Raw genomic sequence first — 16,197 nt, forward strand, 5'->3', positions numbered from 1 at the left:
ATTGCCAAAGGTGACCGCGATTCGGCGTGGCTTATTCATCGCTACTGGTCCGTGGCTGAGTCAGGCATTGTCGATTTTACGCAAGGGAACTGCTGGCCTGCGAGGTTTCTCTGGGCTTGCTCGGAACATATCGGCAACCTGTCACTGGCCTTAAAACACCGCAAGAACCTGCTTGAACCAGCCGGTCCTCGCTTCGGTCAGCATTCTCGGACTCCTAATCGCTGCTCGAGTCCTGCGATTTGCTCGCGGGCTTGGTTTCCTCAAAGGTATGGAAAAACATCCAGTAACAGTAAAAAACAAAGCCCAGTGACACCATGCCCCAGAACGGACTGTTAGTTACCCACTCGAACACGGACCAGAGCACGCAGAATACGGTCGCGGCAACGCGTCGCCACAGGGGCTGAAAAAAAACCAGGTCCGTTTCGCGCATTAAGCTATTCCTGTAAAGGTAAAAGTCAGGCGCCAGTATAAACGATTTCTATCGTGGCTTAATGGCTGACGTTGACGGGTTAAAACTCAGTCGCCGGGACATGGTCCGGCAGTGTAGGTACTGCAAGGTTGTCTTCAGTGCACAGAATTGGTGTGCCTTCGCCGACCAGAGCCACTGCAGTCAGCGGCGCCAGGTCGATGATCAATTATGAGGGCCCGATGAATGGCAGGCTTTGGCCTGAAAACCTGGCCGGAGTGAGTCGGGCTACCCTGTTTGTCCCACAATTCTTCGAAGAACCAAGTAAAGGGAACCCTGCCAAGGACTCCCTTTTTCTATTGGCCGACTGCGGATGCGTCAGGTTTTCGTGCCAACAGCGATCGGTGATGAGGGGCCCCTTGTGATGGCTTAGGTCGTCAGGTTTTCTTGCTGCGCTTGTTCTGGCGGTGCATGTCGACCACCACGGCCACAACGATAATCGCGCCCTTGATGATGTCCTGGTAGTAGGCATCCACACGCAGGAAGGTGAAGCCGGAGAGCATTACACCCAGGATCAGTGCGCCGATCACGGTGCCGGTGATACGGCCGCGGCCACCGGACAGCGAGACCCCGCCGATTACGGCGGCGGCGATGGCATCCAGTTCGTACATCAGCCCCATGCCGGCCTGGGCGGTCTTGATGCGGGCGATGGCGACCATGGCGGCCAGGCCTGCCAGGAGGCCGGCGATCATGTAGACCTTGATCAGGTGCGACTCGATGTTGATGCCGGATACGCGGGCCGCCTGGGGGTTGGCGCCGATGGCGTAGGTGAACTTGCCGAAGCGGGTGTAGCGCATCACGATATGGAACACGGCGGCGACGACCAGGAAGATGACCACCGGGGCCCAGCGGCCCATGCCGTTACCCAGCATGGCGAAGCTTTCGGTGAAGCCGGAGACCGGGCTGCCATCGGTGTACCAGCGGGCCACACCGCGGGCGGAAACCATCATGCCCAGGGTGGCAATAAAGGGCGGAATCCTGGTTTTGGTGATGAGCCAGCCGTTGACAAAACCGGCGGCGGCGCCAACCGCGAGGCCGACCATCAGCGGGATAAACCAGGGCAGGTCGACCAGGGCCGGGTGAATGATTTTCGGCCAGTTGGCATCCTGGGCAAAGGTGGCGGCGACCATGGCGCTCATGGCCACCACGGAGCCGGATGACAGGTCGATGCCGCCGGTAATGATGACCTGGGTCACGCCCACGGCGATGATGCCGATAACGGAGACCTGCAGAATGATAATCTGCAGGCGGCTCATGTTGCCCAGAAAGCTCTGGCCGACGAGGAACCAGCCGAGCACTTCAAAGAAGGCGGCGATACCGAACAGCACCAGCAGAATGCTGAATTCCTGCGGCAGGCGCTTTTTGGATGGCGCCGCGAGGGTGGCGGCGGGAGCTGTTGTGGTTTGAGTTGACATATCTACCTCTCAAAATTTCCTGAAACGGCGTTAATTGTTATTGGGCAGCCAGGTTCATGACTGCGACCTGACCGGCTTGTGCGCGATCCAGGATTCCGGTGCAGTGGCCCTCGTGCATGACCAGGACGCGGTCGCTCATCCCCAGGACTTCAGGCATTTCGGACGAGATCATGATCACGGCCACGCCCTTGTGGGCCAGCTGGGTAATCAGGCTGTGAATCTCCGACTTGGCCCCGACATCGATGCCGCGGGTCGGTTCATCGAGGATCAGGATTCTGGGGTTGGTCAGCAGCCAGCGCCCGATCAGGACCTTCTGCTGGTTGCCGCCGGACAGGTTCTCGATGCACTCGTGCATGTTCGGCGTTTTTACACGCAACTTCTGACAGATTTCCAGGCAGGCCTTTTCAAGCTTTTCCTCCAGCACGAAGCCGTTTTTCACGAAGTCGTCATGAATGACCGCCAGCTGGGCGTTTTCCTGGATATCCAGCGGCAGGAAGCAACCCGTTTCCTTGCGGTCTTCCGTCAGAAAGGCCATGCCCAGCTTGATGGCATCGTGGGCGCACTGGATGCTGACCGGCTGGCCATTGATCGCGATGCTGCCGGATGTGGCGGGCGTGACGCCGAACAGGGTTTCCGCCACATTGGAGCGGCCCGACCCCACCAGGCCGGCAAAGCCGAGAATTTCGCCAGCGCGCAGGTCGAAGGAGATATTCTCAAATATGCCTTCCAGGCTGAGGTTCTGTACCGACAGCACCACATCGCCCAGTTCTACCTCTTCCTTGGGGAACATCTGGGTGATCTCGCGGCCGACCATCATCTCGATGATGTCGTCGCGGGTCACGTCCGAAGAGGGGTGGGTGGCGATGTAATGGCCGTCGCGAAACACCGAAAACTCGTCGGCGATCTCGAACAGCTCGTTCATTTTGTGGGTGATATAGACAATGCCGATGCCCTGTTCACGCAGGCCGCGAATGATTTCGAACAGGTGCGCCACTTCCTTTTCGGTAATGGCGGAGGTGGGCTCGTCCATGATCAGGACATCGGAATTGAAGGACACCGCCTTGGCGATCTCCACCATCTGGCGGTTGGCCACCGAGAGTTCGCTCACCTCGGCATCCGGGTCCAGATGGATATTAAGTCGGTCAAACAGTTCGGCGGTCATCTGGTGCATCCGGGCGTGATTCACCAGCCCGAAGGCATTGCGCGGTTCGCGGCGAATCCAGATGTTTTCCGCCACCGACATGGAATTCATCAGCAACAGCTCCTGGTGAATCATGGCGATGCCGGCTTGCTGGGCGGCAAGGGGGGTGGCCAGGTGGACGGCTTCACCGCGCAGCCGGATCTCGCCGGCGTCGGGGTGGTAGATGCCGGCGATGATCTTCATCAGGGTCGACTTGCCGGCACCGTTTTCGCCCATCAGGGCATGCACAGTGCCAGGGCGCACGCGCAGCGAGACGTTATCCAGCGCGACGACGCCGGGAAACTCCTTGCGCGCGTTAACCACTTCAAGCACGTACTCGTAGGGTTTTGCGTGCGGCATTGCCTGTTTGGGTGATGCCGCGTCTTGCTGTGATGGGCTAACCATAACCTAACCTCTCCCTTGCGAACTGTTGTTGTTATTTAAGGTAGTTGTTCAGGTTGTCCGGGGTGACCAGCTCAAACGGAACCCATACCTTCTTGTCGGTTTTTTCGCCCTTGGCCAGCTTGATGGCCGTGGTCACGGCGCCGGCTCCCTGGCCGGTGGCGCTCTGATACACGGTGACATCCAGGTCGCCGGCTCGCATGGCGGCCAGTGCATCGGCGGTGGCGTCGATGCCGGCGACGATAACGGAGTCCATGCTGCGGCCCGAGGCTTTCAGTGCCTGGATGGCGCCAATGGCCATTTCATCGTTATTGGAAATGACGGCGTCGAATTCGGTGCCCGCCGCGATCCAGTTGGTCATCAGGTTGTTGCCCTTGGTGCGATCCCACTCGGCAGTCTGCTCGGCAACCACTTCGAGGCCCGCGCATTCCGGCGTGGCGATGACATCGTGGATATCCTTGGTGCGCTGAATGGCGGCCTGGTTGGACAGCTCGCCCATCATGATCAGTACCTTGCCCTTGCCGTTCATCAGACGGCAGACTTCCTGGGTCTGGTAGGTGCCGGATTCCACTTCGTTGGAAGCCACAAATGCCTGGTTGTCGGGCAGCATGTCGATATTGATTGGCTGGCGGTTAACGTAGACCAGTGGGATGCCGGCGGCGATGGCGTCGTCACTCATGGAGACGGTGGCGTCGGTATCAACCGGGTTGACGATGATGGCATCGACGCCCGAAGCGATGAAATTCTGAATCTGGTTGAGCTGGGTACCGACTTCGTTCTTGGCATCTTCGATCTGAATCTGGACACCTTCCTGCTCGGATTGCTTCTCGATACCGTTGCGCAGGGTCGTAAGGAAGTTGTCGTCAAACAGTGCCATGGATACGCCGATCTTGAGGCTGTCCGCCATCGCAGCGGGAGCGGCGAGAACGGCGCTGAGCGTGGCGCAGAGCAGAGCTTTTTTGGTGCTGATCATGACTTTCTCCTGATAGGACTTCAGTCTGGAATGAGTTGGAACGCCCATTCCAGCCGTCTATTTATAATTGTTATGGTTCAAGTCGCATCACCGGGCCTGCGCTGCCGCCCCAGGGGTCATGGTTATGCGGTCTGTCCATCCTGTGGCCCGAATAACGCAGCAGTGCAGTGTCCTGTGCAGTGTCTTGCATGGTGTTCTGCACAGAGCCTGTTGCGATGCCATTGCTTGAACACACCCCGATTCTATGAAATTTATATTCTGATTGGTAGTGTTAATAGAATAAATATTCTGTTTCTGTCGATTCAGCTGTTCCATTTCCGGGTGCTGCGCTGCCGGAGCCCAGGGAGTACGGGCCCTGGATGCCCGCTGGCCAGCGGGCGCATCGGCACGTTTTTGATGTTGTGCAGAACAGGTGGTCAGACGGAACATCAGCAATTTTCCGCCGTGTACAGGATAAAGGGCAGGACGGGGGGAGCGGCTGGCGCCGGGCTGCCGTTGTCCCGCTGTTGCAGGGCCGCGAGCAGCTGGCTGATGCTGTCGTCGGCCAGCTGGCGCAGGGGTGTCGACACGACCAGGGTGACGACGCCATCGATCAGGGCCTGGCGGGCTTCGGGGGTCAGTTCCTGGATGATGACGCACAGTGGCCGCTCGAGCTGCGCTTCCCTGAGCGCACGCAGCACGCCTTCGGTGCCGCCGCTGGCCACATACAGGCCGCACAGGTCCGGCTGCTGGTGGATCAGTGTCCGGGTACCGCGATAGGCGATGTCTGCGTCGTCCAGGCTTACCAGGTGCTCCAGCACCTCGATCTGGGGTGCCTGCTCGCGACAGTAGGAACGAAAGCCCATTTCGCGCAATTCGTGGCCGACGAAGCGATGGCTGCCCACGAAGATACCCACCTTGCCCGCCTGCCTTGTCAGCTGCGCCATGGCCCAGCCGGCGCTGCGACCTACCTTGCGGTTGTCCAGGCCCATGTAGGGGCGCATCGGGTTGCTACCCAGTGGCGACAACAGTGCCACCACCGGGATACCGCGGGCTTCTGCCGCTTCGATTGCGCCCAGGATGGTCGGGTGCTCGTAGCACACCAGCGCCAGTGCATCGCAGTTTTCTGCCAGCTGGTCTATCTGGCGGGCCAGGGCGCGGGGGCCTGAATCATCTATAAAGGCAAACTGCGCGCGCCCGAGCATCCGGGGCTGCAGGTCAGCGCGGGTCTGCAACGCCTGTTCCAGCACCTGGTGTAGTTCCCGGTAGAACGGCTGTTGCACGCTCTGCAACAGAAATCCTAGCCGGTACGGGCGGGTATCGCTGGTGGTGTCCGGCTGTACATCGCTGACTGGATAGCCCGTGAGCCGGGCGGCGTCGAGCACGCGTTCGGCGGTTTTGTTTTTCACGGGGGCGCGCCTGTTCAGCACGCGGTCTACAGTGGATACGCTCAGGCCGGCGGCCCGCGCAACATCGGTTATGGTCGGGCGACTGGACATGGTATTGATCACTATTGCTATATTTATGGCCGCAATAATGAGAGAAATGAAAGATTATGTCAAAGCGGGTATTGCTGATTTTACGCGGTAAAATTCGGCTTAACCGCAGGGTTGGGTGGCATTGCCTGTCATTGAGTGAATGTCTTTCACGCAGCTGGAATTAAAAAAGACATATTTTTCATGTCATTTTAATTGAAATAAAAATTCCAGAAAGTATAGTGATCGGTATGTTTATTCCGTATGGCGCCAGGCAGGTAATCCGCCACGCAAGGCGCGGGTTACAGGCCGGGTCCTAAAGCTGATAGGTACAATAATATGAAAATCGCCCTTGATCCTTACATGCACCGCCACCTGTCGTTGCCCGAGATCTGCCGCCTGACGGCTGAACTGGGTTACGAGCATATCGAACTGTCGCCCCGGGCGGATTTTCTGCAGTGGTGGACGCGCCCGCGGGTGTACCCTGAGCGCATTCAGGCCTTCAAGAAGGCCATGAAGGATCACGGTGTGGGCCTGGCGACGCTGCAGCCCATGTACCGCTGGTCCAGCCCCTACGAGGACGAGTGGGCAATGGCGATGGACAACTGGAAACGCACCATCGAAATCGCCGTGGAGATGGACGCGCCCCTGCTGATTTCCGAGTTCGGCCGTGGTGGTTCCCCCGAGCGCTCTGGCGCTGACCGCAGCGGGCGCCATACGCCCGAAGCCTGCGAGAACGCCTTCTGGCGCTCAATGGATGTGCTGGTCCCGATACTGGAGCGTGAAGGCCTGACGCTCAGCGTCGAGCCGCACCCCGAAGACTGGGTCGAAACCATGGACCCGGCCGTCGAGATCATCAAGACCATCAAGTCCAAGGCGCTGAAGTGCTCCTACATCGCGCCGCATTCGTTCTACTACGGCGATGATATGGCCCAGTCCATCCGTGCCACCCGGGACATACTGGTGCATGCTCGCGTGGCCGATACTTTCAACCACAAGGCATCGTCCAACCTGCGCTACATCGTCAACCCGCCGGGCTCCCAGGCACGGGTGCATCAGCACCTGGATATGGGCGAAGGCGAGATCGACTGGGATGTCTTCTTCAGCACCCTGGCGGAGATCGGTTTCGATGGCGTGCTGTCGAGCTGCGTGTTTGCCTGGGAAGAGCGGGCCGAAGCCTCATCGCGCTACATGCGTGATGAAGTCCAGCGTTACGTCGACAAGTATTTCAAGTAGTTGCGGGTCCACCCGCAGGGGGTGATATCAGGCGCCCCCGTGTCTGTAAAAAACTAATAATCCAACAAAGACGAGTCCGCTATGACAATCAACATAGGTGTAATCGGTACAGGCGCAATTGGCGAGGATCACGCTCGCAGAATCACCCAGACGCTGGCAGGTGGCCAGGTCGTGGCGGTCACGGATGTAAACCAGGAACAGGCACGCGGCGTGGTTGAGCGCCTGGGCCTGCAGGCCGAGGTCTATGCCAACGGCATGGAACTGATCGCCGCCGACAATGTGGACGCCATCCTGGTGTGCTCCTGGGGCCCGACCCACGAGGAATTCGTGCTGGCCGCCATTGCCGCCGGCAAGTATGTGTTCTGTGAAAAGCCCCTGGCGGTGACCGCCGAAGGCTGTCTGAACATCGTCAAGGCGGAAGTGGCTGCCGGCAAGCGCCTGGTGCAGGTAGGCTTCATGCGCCGCTACGACAAGGGCTACCAGATGCTCAAGCAGTCCATCGACAGCAATGACATCGGCGCGCCGCTGATGCTGCACTGCGCCCACCGCAACCCCACGGTGCCGGATCGTTATGTCACCAGCATGGCAATCGTCGATACCGCCATTCACGAGCTGGATGCGCTGCGCTGGCTGCTGGATGACGACTACAAGAGCATGCAGGTGGTGTACCCAAGGCGCACCAAGAACCGTTTCGAGCACCTGGCGGACCCGCAGATCCTGCTGATCGAAACCCTCAAGGGTGTGCGTATCGACCTGGAAATTTTCGTCAACTGCCAGTACGGCTACGACATCCAGTGCTCTGTGGTGGGTGAGGAAGGCATTGCCAACCTGCCGGAACCCCAGAGCCTGCAGATGCGCAAGGGCGCCAAACTGTCCCACGAAATCCTGGTGGACTGGAAAGACCGCTTTATCGAGTCCTACGACGTGGAACTGCAGGACTTTATCCGTGGCTGCGAGCAAGACAGCATCGGCGGGCCCAGCTCCTGGGACGGTTACGCCGCCGCCGTGGCTGCCGACGCCGCGGTAACGGCGCAGGAAAGCGGCCAGGTTGAGCCCGTGGTCATGGTCGAACGCCCGTCATTCTATAGCTGAGCCGTGGCCCCCGTTTTCCACTAATTGCCCTTATCCGTCGCTCCCGTGCGCGAGCGACGGATCAACCCAGGATATAAGTCATGCAGCCAGTAAAATTCTCCCTCAACCACATGGTTGCCCCATCCATGACGGCGTTCGAATTGCTCGACGCCGCCAGGGCACTGGGCCTCAAGGCGGTCGAACTGCGCAACGATGTGCAGCACAACAGCCTGAGCGAACTGGAAAACGCCCGCGCCATTGGCGCCCGGGCGCAGGAGCTGGGTATTGAAATCCTCAGTATCAACGCGCTCTATCCGTTCAATATCTGGAATGATGAACGGGCAGAGGCCGCCGAACACCTGGCGCAACTGGCCCATGCCTGCGGCGCCCAGGGCCTGGTCATGTGCCCGCTGAACGATGCTGCCTATACCGTATCCGCCGAAGAAAAGCAGGCAGGTCTGCTGCAAGCGCTGGCGGCGATCAAGCCGATTCTGGAGAGATACAACCTCAAGGGGTTTATCGAGCCGCTGGGGTTCCCGATCTCGTCCCTGCGCCTGAAGCGGGATGCCGTGGCGGCCATCGAAGCGCTGGATGCCGCGGATCGCTTTGGGCTGGTGCACGATACCTTCCATCACCAGGGCGCGGCGGAACACGAACTGTTCCCGCAGCACACCGGGCTGGTGCATATCTCCGGTGTGGAAGACCCTGCCATCTCCTTCGACGACATGCTGGATGCCCATCGCGTGCTGGTGGGGCCGAAGGATCGCCTGGGCAATGTCGGCCAGATCCGGGCGTTGCTGGCGGCTGGCTTCAGTGGTTACATTTCGTTTGAACCCTTTTCCAGTGACATCACCGGCCTGGCGGAGCCCTTGGTGGCGCTGGAGCAGAGCATCCGCTATATCAGTCAGCGGCTGGAGGTCGCCTGAGAAGGATGGCCTGATCATTTGTCTGCTAACTAAATAACTTAAGCACGAAAAGGGAGCCTGCGGGCTCCCTTTTCGTCGTCATTTCCGAGCCACTTCCAATCGATCTGACCTGTGCCACCAGGCGCATCCAAGCCGGTTGAATTCAAGACTGGCAGCCCCCCTGATACTGCCGGGATGGACTCTTCTTCGGCTTAGGGGCCTATCGGCGGACCTGGACTATAGTTCCGCAGCCTCACTGGCGAACAGCCTGTGGAGCGCCTGTGGAGCGGCTGTGCCGCATGGGCCACGAGCGTATTAAACGCCGGGTACCTATGGAGGACAGCATCCCACGGCCTGCTGCAGTTCCAAAAGGGTGCCGTGGGGCCGTCTTGGAACCGGCAGAAGGTCTCGTCGGCGAGAAAGCCTGCGAGGGGATGAACAGCGCAATCAGCTGCGTTACGAGATACAAGACCAATCGCTATCATCGCTTTGCACGGGCCGGGTAGCTGCGGATGGCGACGCTCGCTACCTTTCGGTACCGGACGTTGGAATGGGCTGGGAGGGGGTGCACCGATTGGAGTGCAGTGTGAAATCGGCGGATAAGGGGTGCTGCCCAGGCGAGTTCTGCGGCCACAGGGGCCGCTTGGCCCTTCGTGGCAAGCCCACTCTGTGGGCGAATGGTCCAGCTACAAAAAAGGGAGCCGCGTGGGCTCCCAAGTGGGTCTCAGGCTGCAAAGTGCCAGAGCTTTGTGCGCCAGGTCCCGCCTGGGCGGGCCTTGGCGAAGTCTTACTTCATCGTCGGCATCGAGAACTCGGCGCCGGCGCGCAGGCCTGTGGGCCAGCGGGCGGTGATGGTTTTCATCTTGGTGTAGAAGCGCACACCATCCGGGCCGTGCATGTGCAACGGGCCAAACAGGGAGCGCTTCCAGCCACCGAAGCTGTGGAAGGCCATGGGCACCGGGATGGGTACATTGACGCCCACCATGCCCACCTGGATTTCCTCGCAGAACTGACGGGCGCTGTCGCCATCGCGGGTGAAGATCGCTGTGCCGTTGCCGTATTCGTGGGCGTTGATCATTTTCACCGCATCGGCATAGGAATCGACCCGCACGATGCACAGCACCGGCCCGAAGATTTCTTCGTCGTAGATGCGCATGCCGGGGCCGACCTGATCGAACAGGGTGGGGCCGACGAAGTAGCCGTTCTCGTTACCCTGGGCGACGAACTCGCGACCATCGACCACCAGTTTGGCACCGTCTTCGACACCGGAATCAATGTAGCCCCTGACCTTGGCCGCGTGCTCTTTGGTGATCAGCGGGCCCATGTGGGCTTCTTCCGGCAGACCGATTCCCGGGCCCACGCGCATGCCAGCAATTTCTTCGCCCAGGCGCTTGATCAGGTTGTCGGCGACCTCGTCACCGACACAGACGGCCACCGAGATGGCCATGCAGCGTTCACCGGCGGAGCCGTAGGCCGCGCCCATCAGGGAATGCACGACCTGTTCGGGATCGGCGTCCGGCATCACCACCATGTGGTTCTTGGCGCCACCGAGTGCCTGTACACGCTTGCTGTGTGCGCTGGCCGTCTGGTAGATGTATTCGGCGATGGGGGTGGAGCCGACAAAGCTCACCGCGCCGACACGTTCGTCGGTGAGCAGCACGTCCACGGCTTCCTTGTCGCCGTTGACGATGTTGAACACGCCCTTGGGTAGCCCGGCTTCGGCCAGCAGCTCGGCCAGGCGGTAGGTGGTGCTGGGGTCTTTTTCAGAGGGTTTCATGACAAAGGTGTTGCCGCAGGCAATGGCCACCGGGAACATCCACATCGGCACCATGGCGGGGAAGTTGAACGGGCTGACGCCCGCACAGACACCCACCGGCTGCATCTTGGAGTAGCTGTCCACGCCACGGCCGACGTTGAGGCTGTGCTCGCCCTTGAGCAGGTGCGGGATGCCGCAGGCAAATTCCACGACTTCCAGACCACGGGTCAGTTCGCCCTTAGCATCGGAGAATACCTTGCCGTGTTCGGCGGTGATCATGGCGGCGAGCTCATCGGCGTGCTCTTCCACCAGGGTCTTGAACTTGAACATGACGCGGGCGCGGTTCAGCGGCGATACCTTGCTCCAGCCCTGCAGCGCCTCTTCGGCCGAGGCGATGGCGGCACGGGTTTCATCGGCGCTGGAGAGGGAGACGTTCATACTCGGCTCGCCGGTGGCGGGGTTGTAGACCACGGCGCTGCGGCCGCTCTGGCTGGCGACGGCTTCGCAGTTGATGTAATTGCCCAGAGTTTTCATGTGGTTTCCTTGGTTTATTCAGTCAGTTTATTGCCGGTTGCTGCAGTGGATCGGCGGGATCAGCCGTGGATCTCGAGTCCGGCATTGTCACAAAAGCGTTGCAGGTGATTGCGGCCCAGGGTGGCATAGGTCAGCGGGTGGGCGACGCTGGGGTCCTGTTCGGCCTCGACCACCAGCCAGCCTTCGTAGCCACTGGCCTTGAGGGCTTTGAACAGGGTTTCATAGTCGATAAAGCCATCGCCCGGCACGGTGAATACGCCGTTGAGCATGGCACTGAGGAAGCTCAAATCACGGTTTTTCGCATCCTTCATGATCTCGGGGCGAATGTCCTTGCAGTGCACATGGCAGATACGTGCCGCGTGGCGTTGCTGCAGCGCCAGCGGGTCGCCGCCGGCATAGGTCAGGTGTCCGGTGTCCAGCAGCAGGCCCAGGGCGTCGGACGTGCCGGCCATCAGGCGGTCGATCTCGGCCTCGGTTTCGATCACGGTGCCCATGTGGTGGTGGTAGGCCAGGCGCACGCCCTGGGCCTGGCAGTACTCGGCAACCGTGTTGATGCGCTCCAGTAGCAGTGCCCACTGGGCATCGTTCATCACGGGCCGCTGGCTGACCGGCGTTTCGATCTGGCCATGTACGCAGCCGGTGACTTCACAGAACACCATGACCTTGGCGCCGAGGGACTTGAGCAGCGTCAGGTGATCCTGCAGCGCGGCGATTTCCTCGTCGGCGCTGCGGCTCAGCAGTTCACTGCTGTACCAGCCGGACACCAGGTTCAGGCCGTGGCTGTCCAGGATCGGTCCCAGGGTCTCGGGGGTGCGGGGAAACTTCTGCCCCAGCTCGAAGCCGGCGTAGCCGGCCTGCTTGCCTTCACTGAGGCAGGTTTCGAGCGACGTTTCAGCGCCCAGCGCCGGCATGTCGTCGTTGGTCCAGGTCAGCGGGTTGATACCAATGCGTACACTCATTCTGTTCTCCAAACACGCGGTAAGTCGGCTGTTGTTGTTAGATGTTCTGCATCTGGCGGGCCTTGAGCGCCTCGTAGCGGCGTCGCGCTTCCATCACCTGCTCGCGGGGCGAGACTTCCGGCACCGCGACATCCCACCAGGAACCGCCTTCCTCGGCGGCGTTGACCACATCGGTATCCAGCGTAATCAGGTAGCTGATGGGCGAGGCCTTGGCGCGCTCCAGAGCCGCTTCCAGCTGCTGGATGTTGCCGACCTTTTCGGCGCTGGCGCCAAGTGCTCTGGCATGGGCGGCGAAGTCGGTCTTGGGGGCGCCGGCTTCAACGCTGCGGCAGTCGTCGAGCATGTTGTTGAAGCCGGGGCCGCCGCAAAACTGCTGCAGGCGGTGAATACAGCCGTAACCGCGGTTGTCCAGCACCACCATGACAATTTTCTGGCCCAGCATCACCGAGGTGGCGATTTCGGAGTTGAGCATCAGGTAGGACCCATCCCCGACCATGACGAAGACCTCGGAATCGGGTTTGGCCATCTTGACACCCAGGCCGCCGGCCAGCTCGTAGCCCATGCAGGAATAGCCGTATTCCATGTGGTAGCCGCGATCAAAGCGGGTGCGCCACAGTTTTTGCAGCTCGCCCGGCAGACCGCCGGCGGCACAAACCACGATGTCCTTCTCGCCGGCGGCACGGTTCACCGCACCCACCACTTCGGCATCGGTGGGCAGGTGGGTACCCCGGTCCGTGGTGGCGATATCCACCGAGTGGTTCCACTGCAGGCGCAACTGCGCGGCTTTTTCGACCCAGCTGCCATCGGGCTGCCAGCCATCCAGGCCCGCTTCGAGCAGGGACAGCGCGAGCCTGGCATCGCCCACCAGCGGTTGCGCTTTATGCTTGATGGCATCGAAGGAGGCCACGTTGATGCACAACAGCTGCGCATCCGGATTGATCAGGGCGCGTGAACCGGTGGCAAAGTCCCCCAGGCGGGTACCCACGGCGATGATCAGGTCGGCCTCGGCGGCCAGGGCATTGGTGGACGCCGCACCGGTAACACCCACAGTGCCCATGTTGCGTTCATGGTCCCAGGGCAGCGCGCCCTTGCCGGCCTGGGTTTCCCCTGTCGGCAGGTTGCAGCCCGTGACCAGGCTGTCCAGTTCCGCCAGGGCGCCGGAGTAGTGCACACCGCCGCCTGCGATCAGCAACGGCTTTTTGGCCTGGCGAATCAGGGCGATGGCGTCCTCCAGTTCGCGCGCATCCGGTGCCTGGCGGCGTAACTGATGCAGTTTTTCGGCAAAGAAATGCGCCGGGTAGTCGTAGGCCATGGTCTGCACATCCTGCGGCAGCGCCAGGCAGACAGGCCCGCACTCGATGGGGTCGGTCAGTACACGCATGGCCTGGGGCAGGGAGGTCAGCAGCTGTTCGGGGCGGGTGATGCGATCGAAGAACCGACTCACCGGCTTGAAACAGTCGTTGGATGTGAGGGTATGGTCGTGAAAGTTCTCGACCTGCTGCAGCACCGGGTCCGGCAGCCGGGTGGCGAAGGTATCCCCCGGTAGGAACAGCACCGGCAGACGGTTGACATGGGCCACGGCGGCGGCGGTCACCATGTTGACGGCACCGGGTCCCGCCGAGGCGGTGCAGGCCATCATCTGCTGACGGTTGAGGGTCTTGGCATAGGCGATGGCGGCATGGGCCATGCCCTGTTCATTGTGGGCGCGGTAGGTGGGCAGTTCGTCCTGAACCTGGTAGAGGGCCTCGCCGAGTCCCGCCACGTTGCCATGGCCAAAGATCGCCCAGCAGCCGGCAAACATTGGTTTGCACTCACCGTCGATCAGCACTTTCTGAGCGGTCAGGTAGCGAATCACTGCCTGCGCCATGGTGAGTCTGATAGTTGTCATGGGTCGCTCTCCGGCTTAACTGGCGGTACGTTCGCGCCAGTATTGAATCAATTGCAGGTAGTTGTTGCTGACGCCGCTGATCAGGCCTTCATCATCCAGTTCGCCCGCCAGCCACTGGCGACTCTCCTTCGCCCAGAGGGTGCGGCCGATGGTGAAGCCCTTGCAGATTTCAAAGCCTGCCGAGTGCTTGAATCCCTGACGGATTTCATCCGCCGGTGCATCCAGCCCCAGCAGGACCACGCCTCGGCAGTGGGGAGCGCGGGTCTTGATCAGGTCGGTGATGAGGCCCCAGGCGGCCCGGCTCGGTGAGGGCAGTTTCCACCAGTCCGGACGAAGACCGAGGTTGTAGAAGCGGGTCATGGCGCGCACCAGGGTATTGTCATCCTGGGGCATGTCCCTGGGCGGAATCAGCTCCAGCAGCAGCTCGTGACCGCTGGCGCAGCAGGCCTTGTACAGCTCCATGGCCTGGCGCTCCTGGGCGCGGCGGGTGTCGATGTCCTGGTCCGGGTGGTAAAAAATCAGGCACTTGACCACATGCTCGCGGGGCCATTCCTGCAGCCGGGAGCCGATGGAACGACCGCCTTCGAGTTCGATCGGCAGGGAGGAGGGCAGCTCCACCGGGCGGCCAATCCACCAGCCCTGGCCGGTCACGTCGTTGAGGGCATCCTGGCCGTAGGTATCGTCGATCAGCACGCCGACGTTGCCGTCAAGACCCGCGGTGTCCGCGCCGCGACGGGCCGCCTGGACCAGCAGACGCTTGAGCTGGCTGATGCGTGCAGGGTCTGCGCCGACCTCCCTGGCCATGTCGAACAGCTGCTTGCGGTGATCAAAGGCCAGGCCGCAGATCTCGCTCCAGTCGCCCTGGCGCCTGGTGGTCACGCGGTGCAGGTAGTTTAGCTCGGTGTCCTGGTCCGGTCGCGGGATCCCGTGGGCGTGCTGCAGGTAATAGTCCAGTTCTTCGCCGCTGGGGATAGCCGGTGCACAGCCGTGGCGCGATACCACCAGGGCGCCGCAGGCATTGGCGTAGGCGCAGCAGCGCTCGGGGCTTTCGTCGCGCAGCCAGCCACGCAGGTAGCCGGACATGAAGGCATCACCGGCGCCCAGCACATTCATCACATCGACCCGGACACCGGTGAAAACATCGAAACTATCCATGCTGTCGGGGATCGCGCCTTCCAGCACGGTACAGCCCAGGGCGCCGAGCTTCAGCACGATGGTGGCGTCGCTCAGCGAACGGATCTTTTTCAGTGCGGTGATGGTGTCGGTGCTGCCGCCGGCGATATGCACCTCTTCCTCGGTGCCCACGATCAGGTCGCAGTAGGGCAGCACGGTTTGCAGGTGGGTGCTGACACTGTCATCGGAGACGAAGCGGTTCTCGCCCTCACCAATACCGGTCAGGCCCCAGAGCACCGGGCGGTAATCGATATCCAGAATCACGCGGGTGCCGGCGGCGCGGGCATACTCCATCGCGGTCTTGCTGGCGGCGTAGGTCTGTTCGGTGGAGAAGTGCGTGCCGGTAATCAGCAGCGCCCGGCTGGAGGCGATGAACTGCGGTGAAAAGTCGTCATTGCTGATCGCCATGTCGGCACAGTCGCGACGGTAAAAGATCAGCGGAAAGGTTTCCTGATCCTTGATGCCCAGAATCACCAGGCCGGTATGGCGCTCGGTGTCGGTCACCACATGGCTGACGTCGACGCCGGCACTGGCGAGCTCTTCACGGACAAAGCGTCCCATGTGCTCGTCACCGACCCGGGTCAGCATGGCGGACTTGAGGCCCAGACGTGCGGTGCCAAAGGCAATATTTGCCGATGAGCCGCCCAGGTACTTGGCGAAACCGGACATGTCTTCAAGGCGGCTGCCAATCTGTTCGCCGTACAGATCCACGGCGGCTCTGCCAAGGCAGATGACATCCAGTGGCCGGTCTGCGCTGCTGGCGCTGAAGTTGCTCATAGGGTGAT

General features: G+C 61.1%; 12 protein-coding genes and 1 pseudogene. 3 read left to right on the forward strand and 10 right to left on the reverse strand.

Annotation, left to right across the window (positions count from 1 at the left end; genetic code table 11):
- Positions 1-214: 214 nt before the first annotated feature.
- The 6 genes and pseudogenes from KDW95_RS03260 to KDW95_RS23585 all read right to left on the reverse strand — a co-directional run.
- Positions 215-430, reverse strand: a complete 216-nt coding sequence (locus KDW95_RS03260) for a hypothetical protein (RefSeq protein WP_255854831.1) — start codon at positions 428-430, stop codon at positions 215-217.
- A gap of 413 nt (positions 431-843) precedes the next feature.
- Positions 844-1,881 (reverse strand): ABC transporter permease, encoded by a 1,038-nt coding sequence (locus KDW95_RS03265; RefSeq protein WP_255854832.1) that lies wholly within the window; start codon positions 1,879-1,881, stop codon positions 844-846.
- Between the two features lie 37 nt (positions 1,882-1,918).
- Positions 1,919-3,466 (reverse strand): sugar ABC transporter ATP-binding protein, encoded by a 1,548-nt coding sequence (locus KDW95_RS03270; protein WP_255854833.1) that lies wholly within the window; start codon positions 3,464-3,466, stop codon positions 1,919-1,921.
- 31 nt (positions 3,467-3,497) lie between these two features.
- Entirely contained in the window at positions 3,498-4,436 is a 939-nt protein-coding gene (locus tag KDW95_RS03275) for a sugar ABC transporter substrate-binding protein (RefSeq protein ID WP_255854835.1), read from the reverse strand.
- Between the two features lie 428 nt (positions 4,437-4,864).
- Positions 4,865-5,824 carry a substrate-binding domain-containing protein gene (locus tag KDW95_RS03280; RefSeq protein WP_255854836.1) on the reverse strand — a complete coding sequence of 320 codons (960 nt, stop codon included), beginning with the start codon at positions 5,822-5,824 and terminating at the stop codon, positions 4,865-4,867.
- A gap of 6 nt (positions 5,825-5,830) precedes the next feature.
- Positions 5,831-5,914: pseudogene (locus tag KDW95_RS23585) on the reverse strand (LacI family DNA-binding transcriptional regulator); the annotation flags it as partial.
- A gap of 315 nt (positions 5,915-6,229) precedes the next feature.
- On the opposite strand from KDW95_RS23585, the gene KDW95_RS03285 reads away from it, so the two are divergent.
- From KDW95_RS03285 to KDW95_RS03295, 3 genes are all read left to right on the forward strand, one after another.
- Positions 6,230-7,126 carry a sugar phosphate isomerase/epimerase family protein gene (locus KDW95_RS03285; RefSeq protein WP_255854837.1) on the forward strand — a complete coding sequence of 299 codons (897 nt, stop codon included), beginning with the start codon at positions 6,230-6,232 and terminating at the stop codon, positions 7,124-7,126.
- Positions 7,127-7,207: 81 nt separating this feature from the next.
- Entirely contained in the window at positions 7,208-8,218 is a 1,011-nt protein-coding gene (locus tag KDW95_RS03290; protein WP_255854838.1) for a Gfo/Idh/MocA family protein, read from the forward strand.
- An 80-nt stretch (positions 8,219-8,298) separates the two neighbouring features.
- Positions 8,299-9,123 carry a TIM barrel protein gene (locus KDW95_RS03295; RefSeq protein ID WP_255854839.1) on the forward strand — a complete coding sequence of 275 codons (825 nt, stop codon included), beginning with the start codon at positions 8,299-8,301 and terminating at the stop codon, positions 9,121-9,123.
- 766 nt (positions 9,124-9,889) lie between these two features.
- On the opposite strand, the gene KDW95_RS03300 is transcribed toward KDW95_RS03295, so the two are convergent.
- Genes KDW95_RS03300 through KDW95_RS03315 form a run of 4 tightly spaced genes read right to left on the reverse strand, consistent with a single transcriptional unit; the run spans position 9,890 to position 16,189 of the window.
- Entirely contained in the window at positions 9,890-11,392 is a 1,503-nt protein-coding gene (locus tag KDW95_RS03300) for a CoA-acylating methylmalonate-semialdehyde dehydrogenase (protein ID WP_255854840.1), read from the reverse strand.
- Between the two features lie 59 nt (positions 11,393-11,451).
- Positions 11,452-12,351: a myo-inosose-2 dehydratase gene (gene iolE / locus KDW95_RS03305; RefSeq protein ID WP_255854841.1), complete on the reverse strand. Its 900-nt coding sequence runs from the start codon at positions 12,349-12,351 to the stop codon at positions 11,452-11,454.
- Positions 12,352-12,388: 37 nt separating this feature from the next.
- Entirely contained in the window at positions 12,389-14,239 is a 1,851-nt protein-coding gene (gene iolD / locus KDW95_RS03310) for a 3D-(3,5/4)-trihydroxycyclohexane-1,2-dione acylhydrolase (decyclizing) (protein WP_255854843.1), read from the reverse strand.
- Between the two features lie 15 nt (positions 14,240-14,254).
- Positions 14,255-16,189 (reverse strand): bifunctional 5-dehydro-2-deoxygluconokinase/5-dehydro-2-deoxyphosphogluconate aldolase, encoded by a 1,935-nt coding sequence (locus tag KDW95_RS03315; protein ID WP_255854844.1) that lies wholly within the window; start codon positions 16,187-16,189, stop codon positions 14,255-14,257.
- Positions 16,190-16,197: the final 8 nt, after the last annotated feature.

This window comes from Marinobacterium rhizophilum (assembly GCF_024397915.1).
GTDB lineage: Bacteria > Pseudomonadota > Gammaproteobacteria > Pseudomonadales > Balneatricaceae > Marinobacterium_A > Marinobacterium_A rhizophilum_A.

What these genes read in the sequence shown, in the direction of transcription:
- KDW95_RS03260 (WP_255854831.1), bottom strand. Translation starts at nt 430, where the DNA reads ATGCGCGAAACGGACCTGGTTTTTTTTCAGCCCCTGTGGCGACGCGTT.
- KDW95_RS03265 (WP_255854832.1), bottom strand. Translation starts at nt 1,881, where the DNA reads ATGTCAACTCAAACCACAACAGCTCCCGCCGCCACCCTCGCGGCGCCA.
- KDW95_RS03270 (WP_255854833.1), bottom strand. Translation starts at nt 3,466, where the DNA reads ATGGTTAGCCCATCACAGCAAGACGCGGCATCACCCAAACAGGCAATG.
- KDW95_RS03275 (WP_255854835.1), bottom strand. Translation starts at nt 4,436, where the DNA reads ATGATCAGCACCAAAAAAGCTCTGCTCTGCGCCACGCTCAGCGCCGTT.
- KDW95_RS03285 (WP_255854837.1), top strand. Translation starts at nt 6,230, where the DNA reads ATGAAAATCGCCCTTGATCCTTACATGCACCGCCACCTGTCGTTGCCC.
- KDW95_RS03290 (WP_255854838.1), top strand. Translation starts at nt 7,208, where the DNA reads ATGACAATCAACATAGGTGTAATCGGTACAGGCGCAATTGGCGAGGAT.
- KDW95_RS03295 (WP_255854839.1), top strand. Translation starts at nt 8,299, where the DNA reads ATGCAGCCAGTAAAATTCTCCCTCAACCACATGGTTGCCCCATCCATG.
- KDW95_RS03300 (WP_255854840.1), bottom strand. Translation starts at nt 11,392, where the DNA reads ATGAAAACTCTGGGCAATTACATCAACTGCGAAGCCGTCGCCAGCCAG.
- iolE (WP_255854841.1), bottom strand. Translation starts at nt 12,351, where the DNA reads ATGAGTGTACGCATTGGTATCAACCCGCTGACCTGGACCAACGACGAC.
- iolD (WP_255854843.1), bottom strand. Translation starts at nt 14,239, where the DNA reads ATGACAACTATCAGACTCACCATGGCGCAGGCAGTGATTCGCTACCTG.
- KDW95_RS03315 (WP_255854844.1), bottom strand. Translation starts at nt 16,189, where the DNA reads ATGAGCAACTTCAGCGCCAGCAGCGCAGACCGGCCACTGGATGTCATC.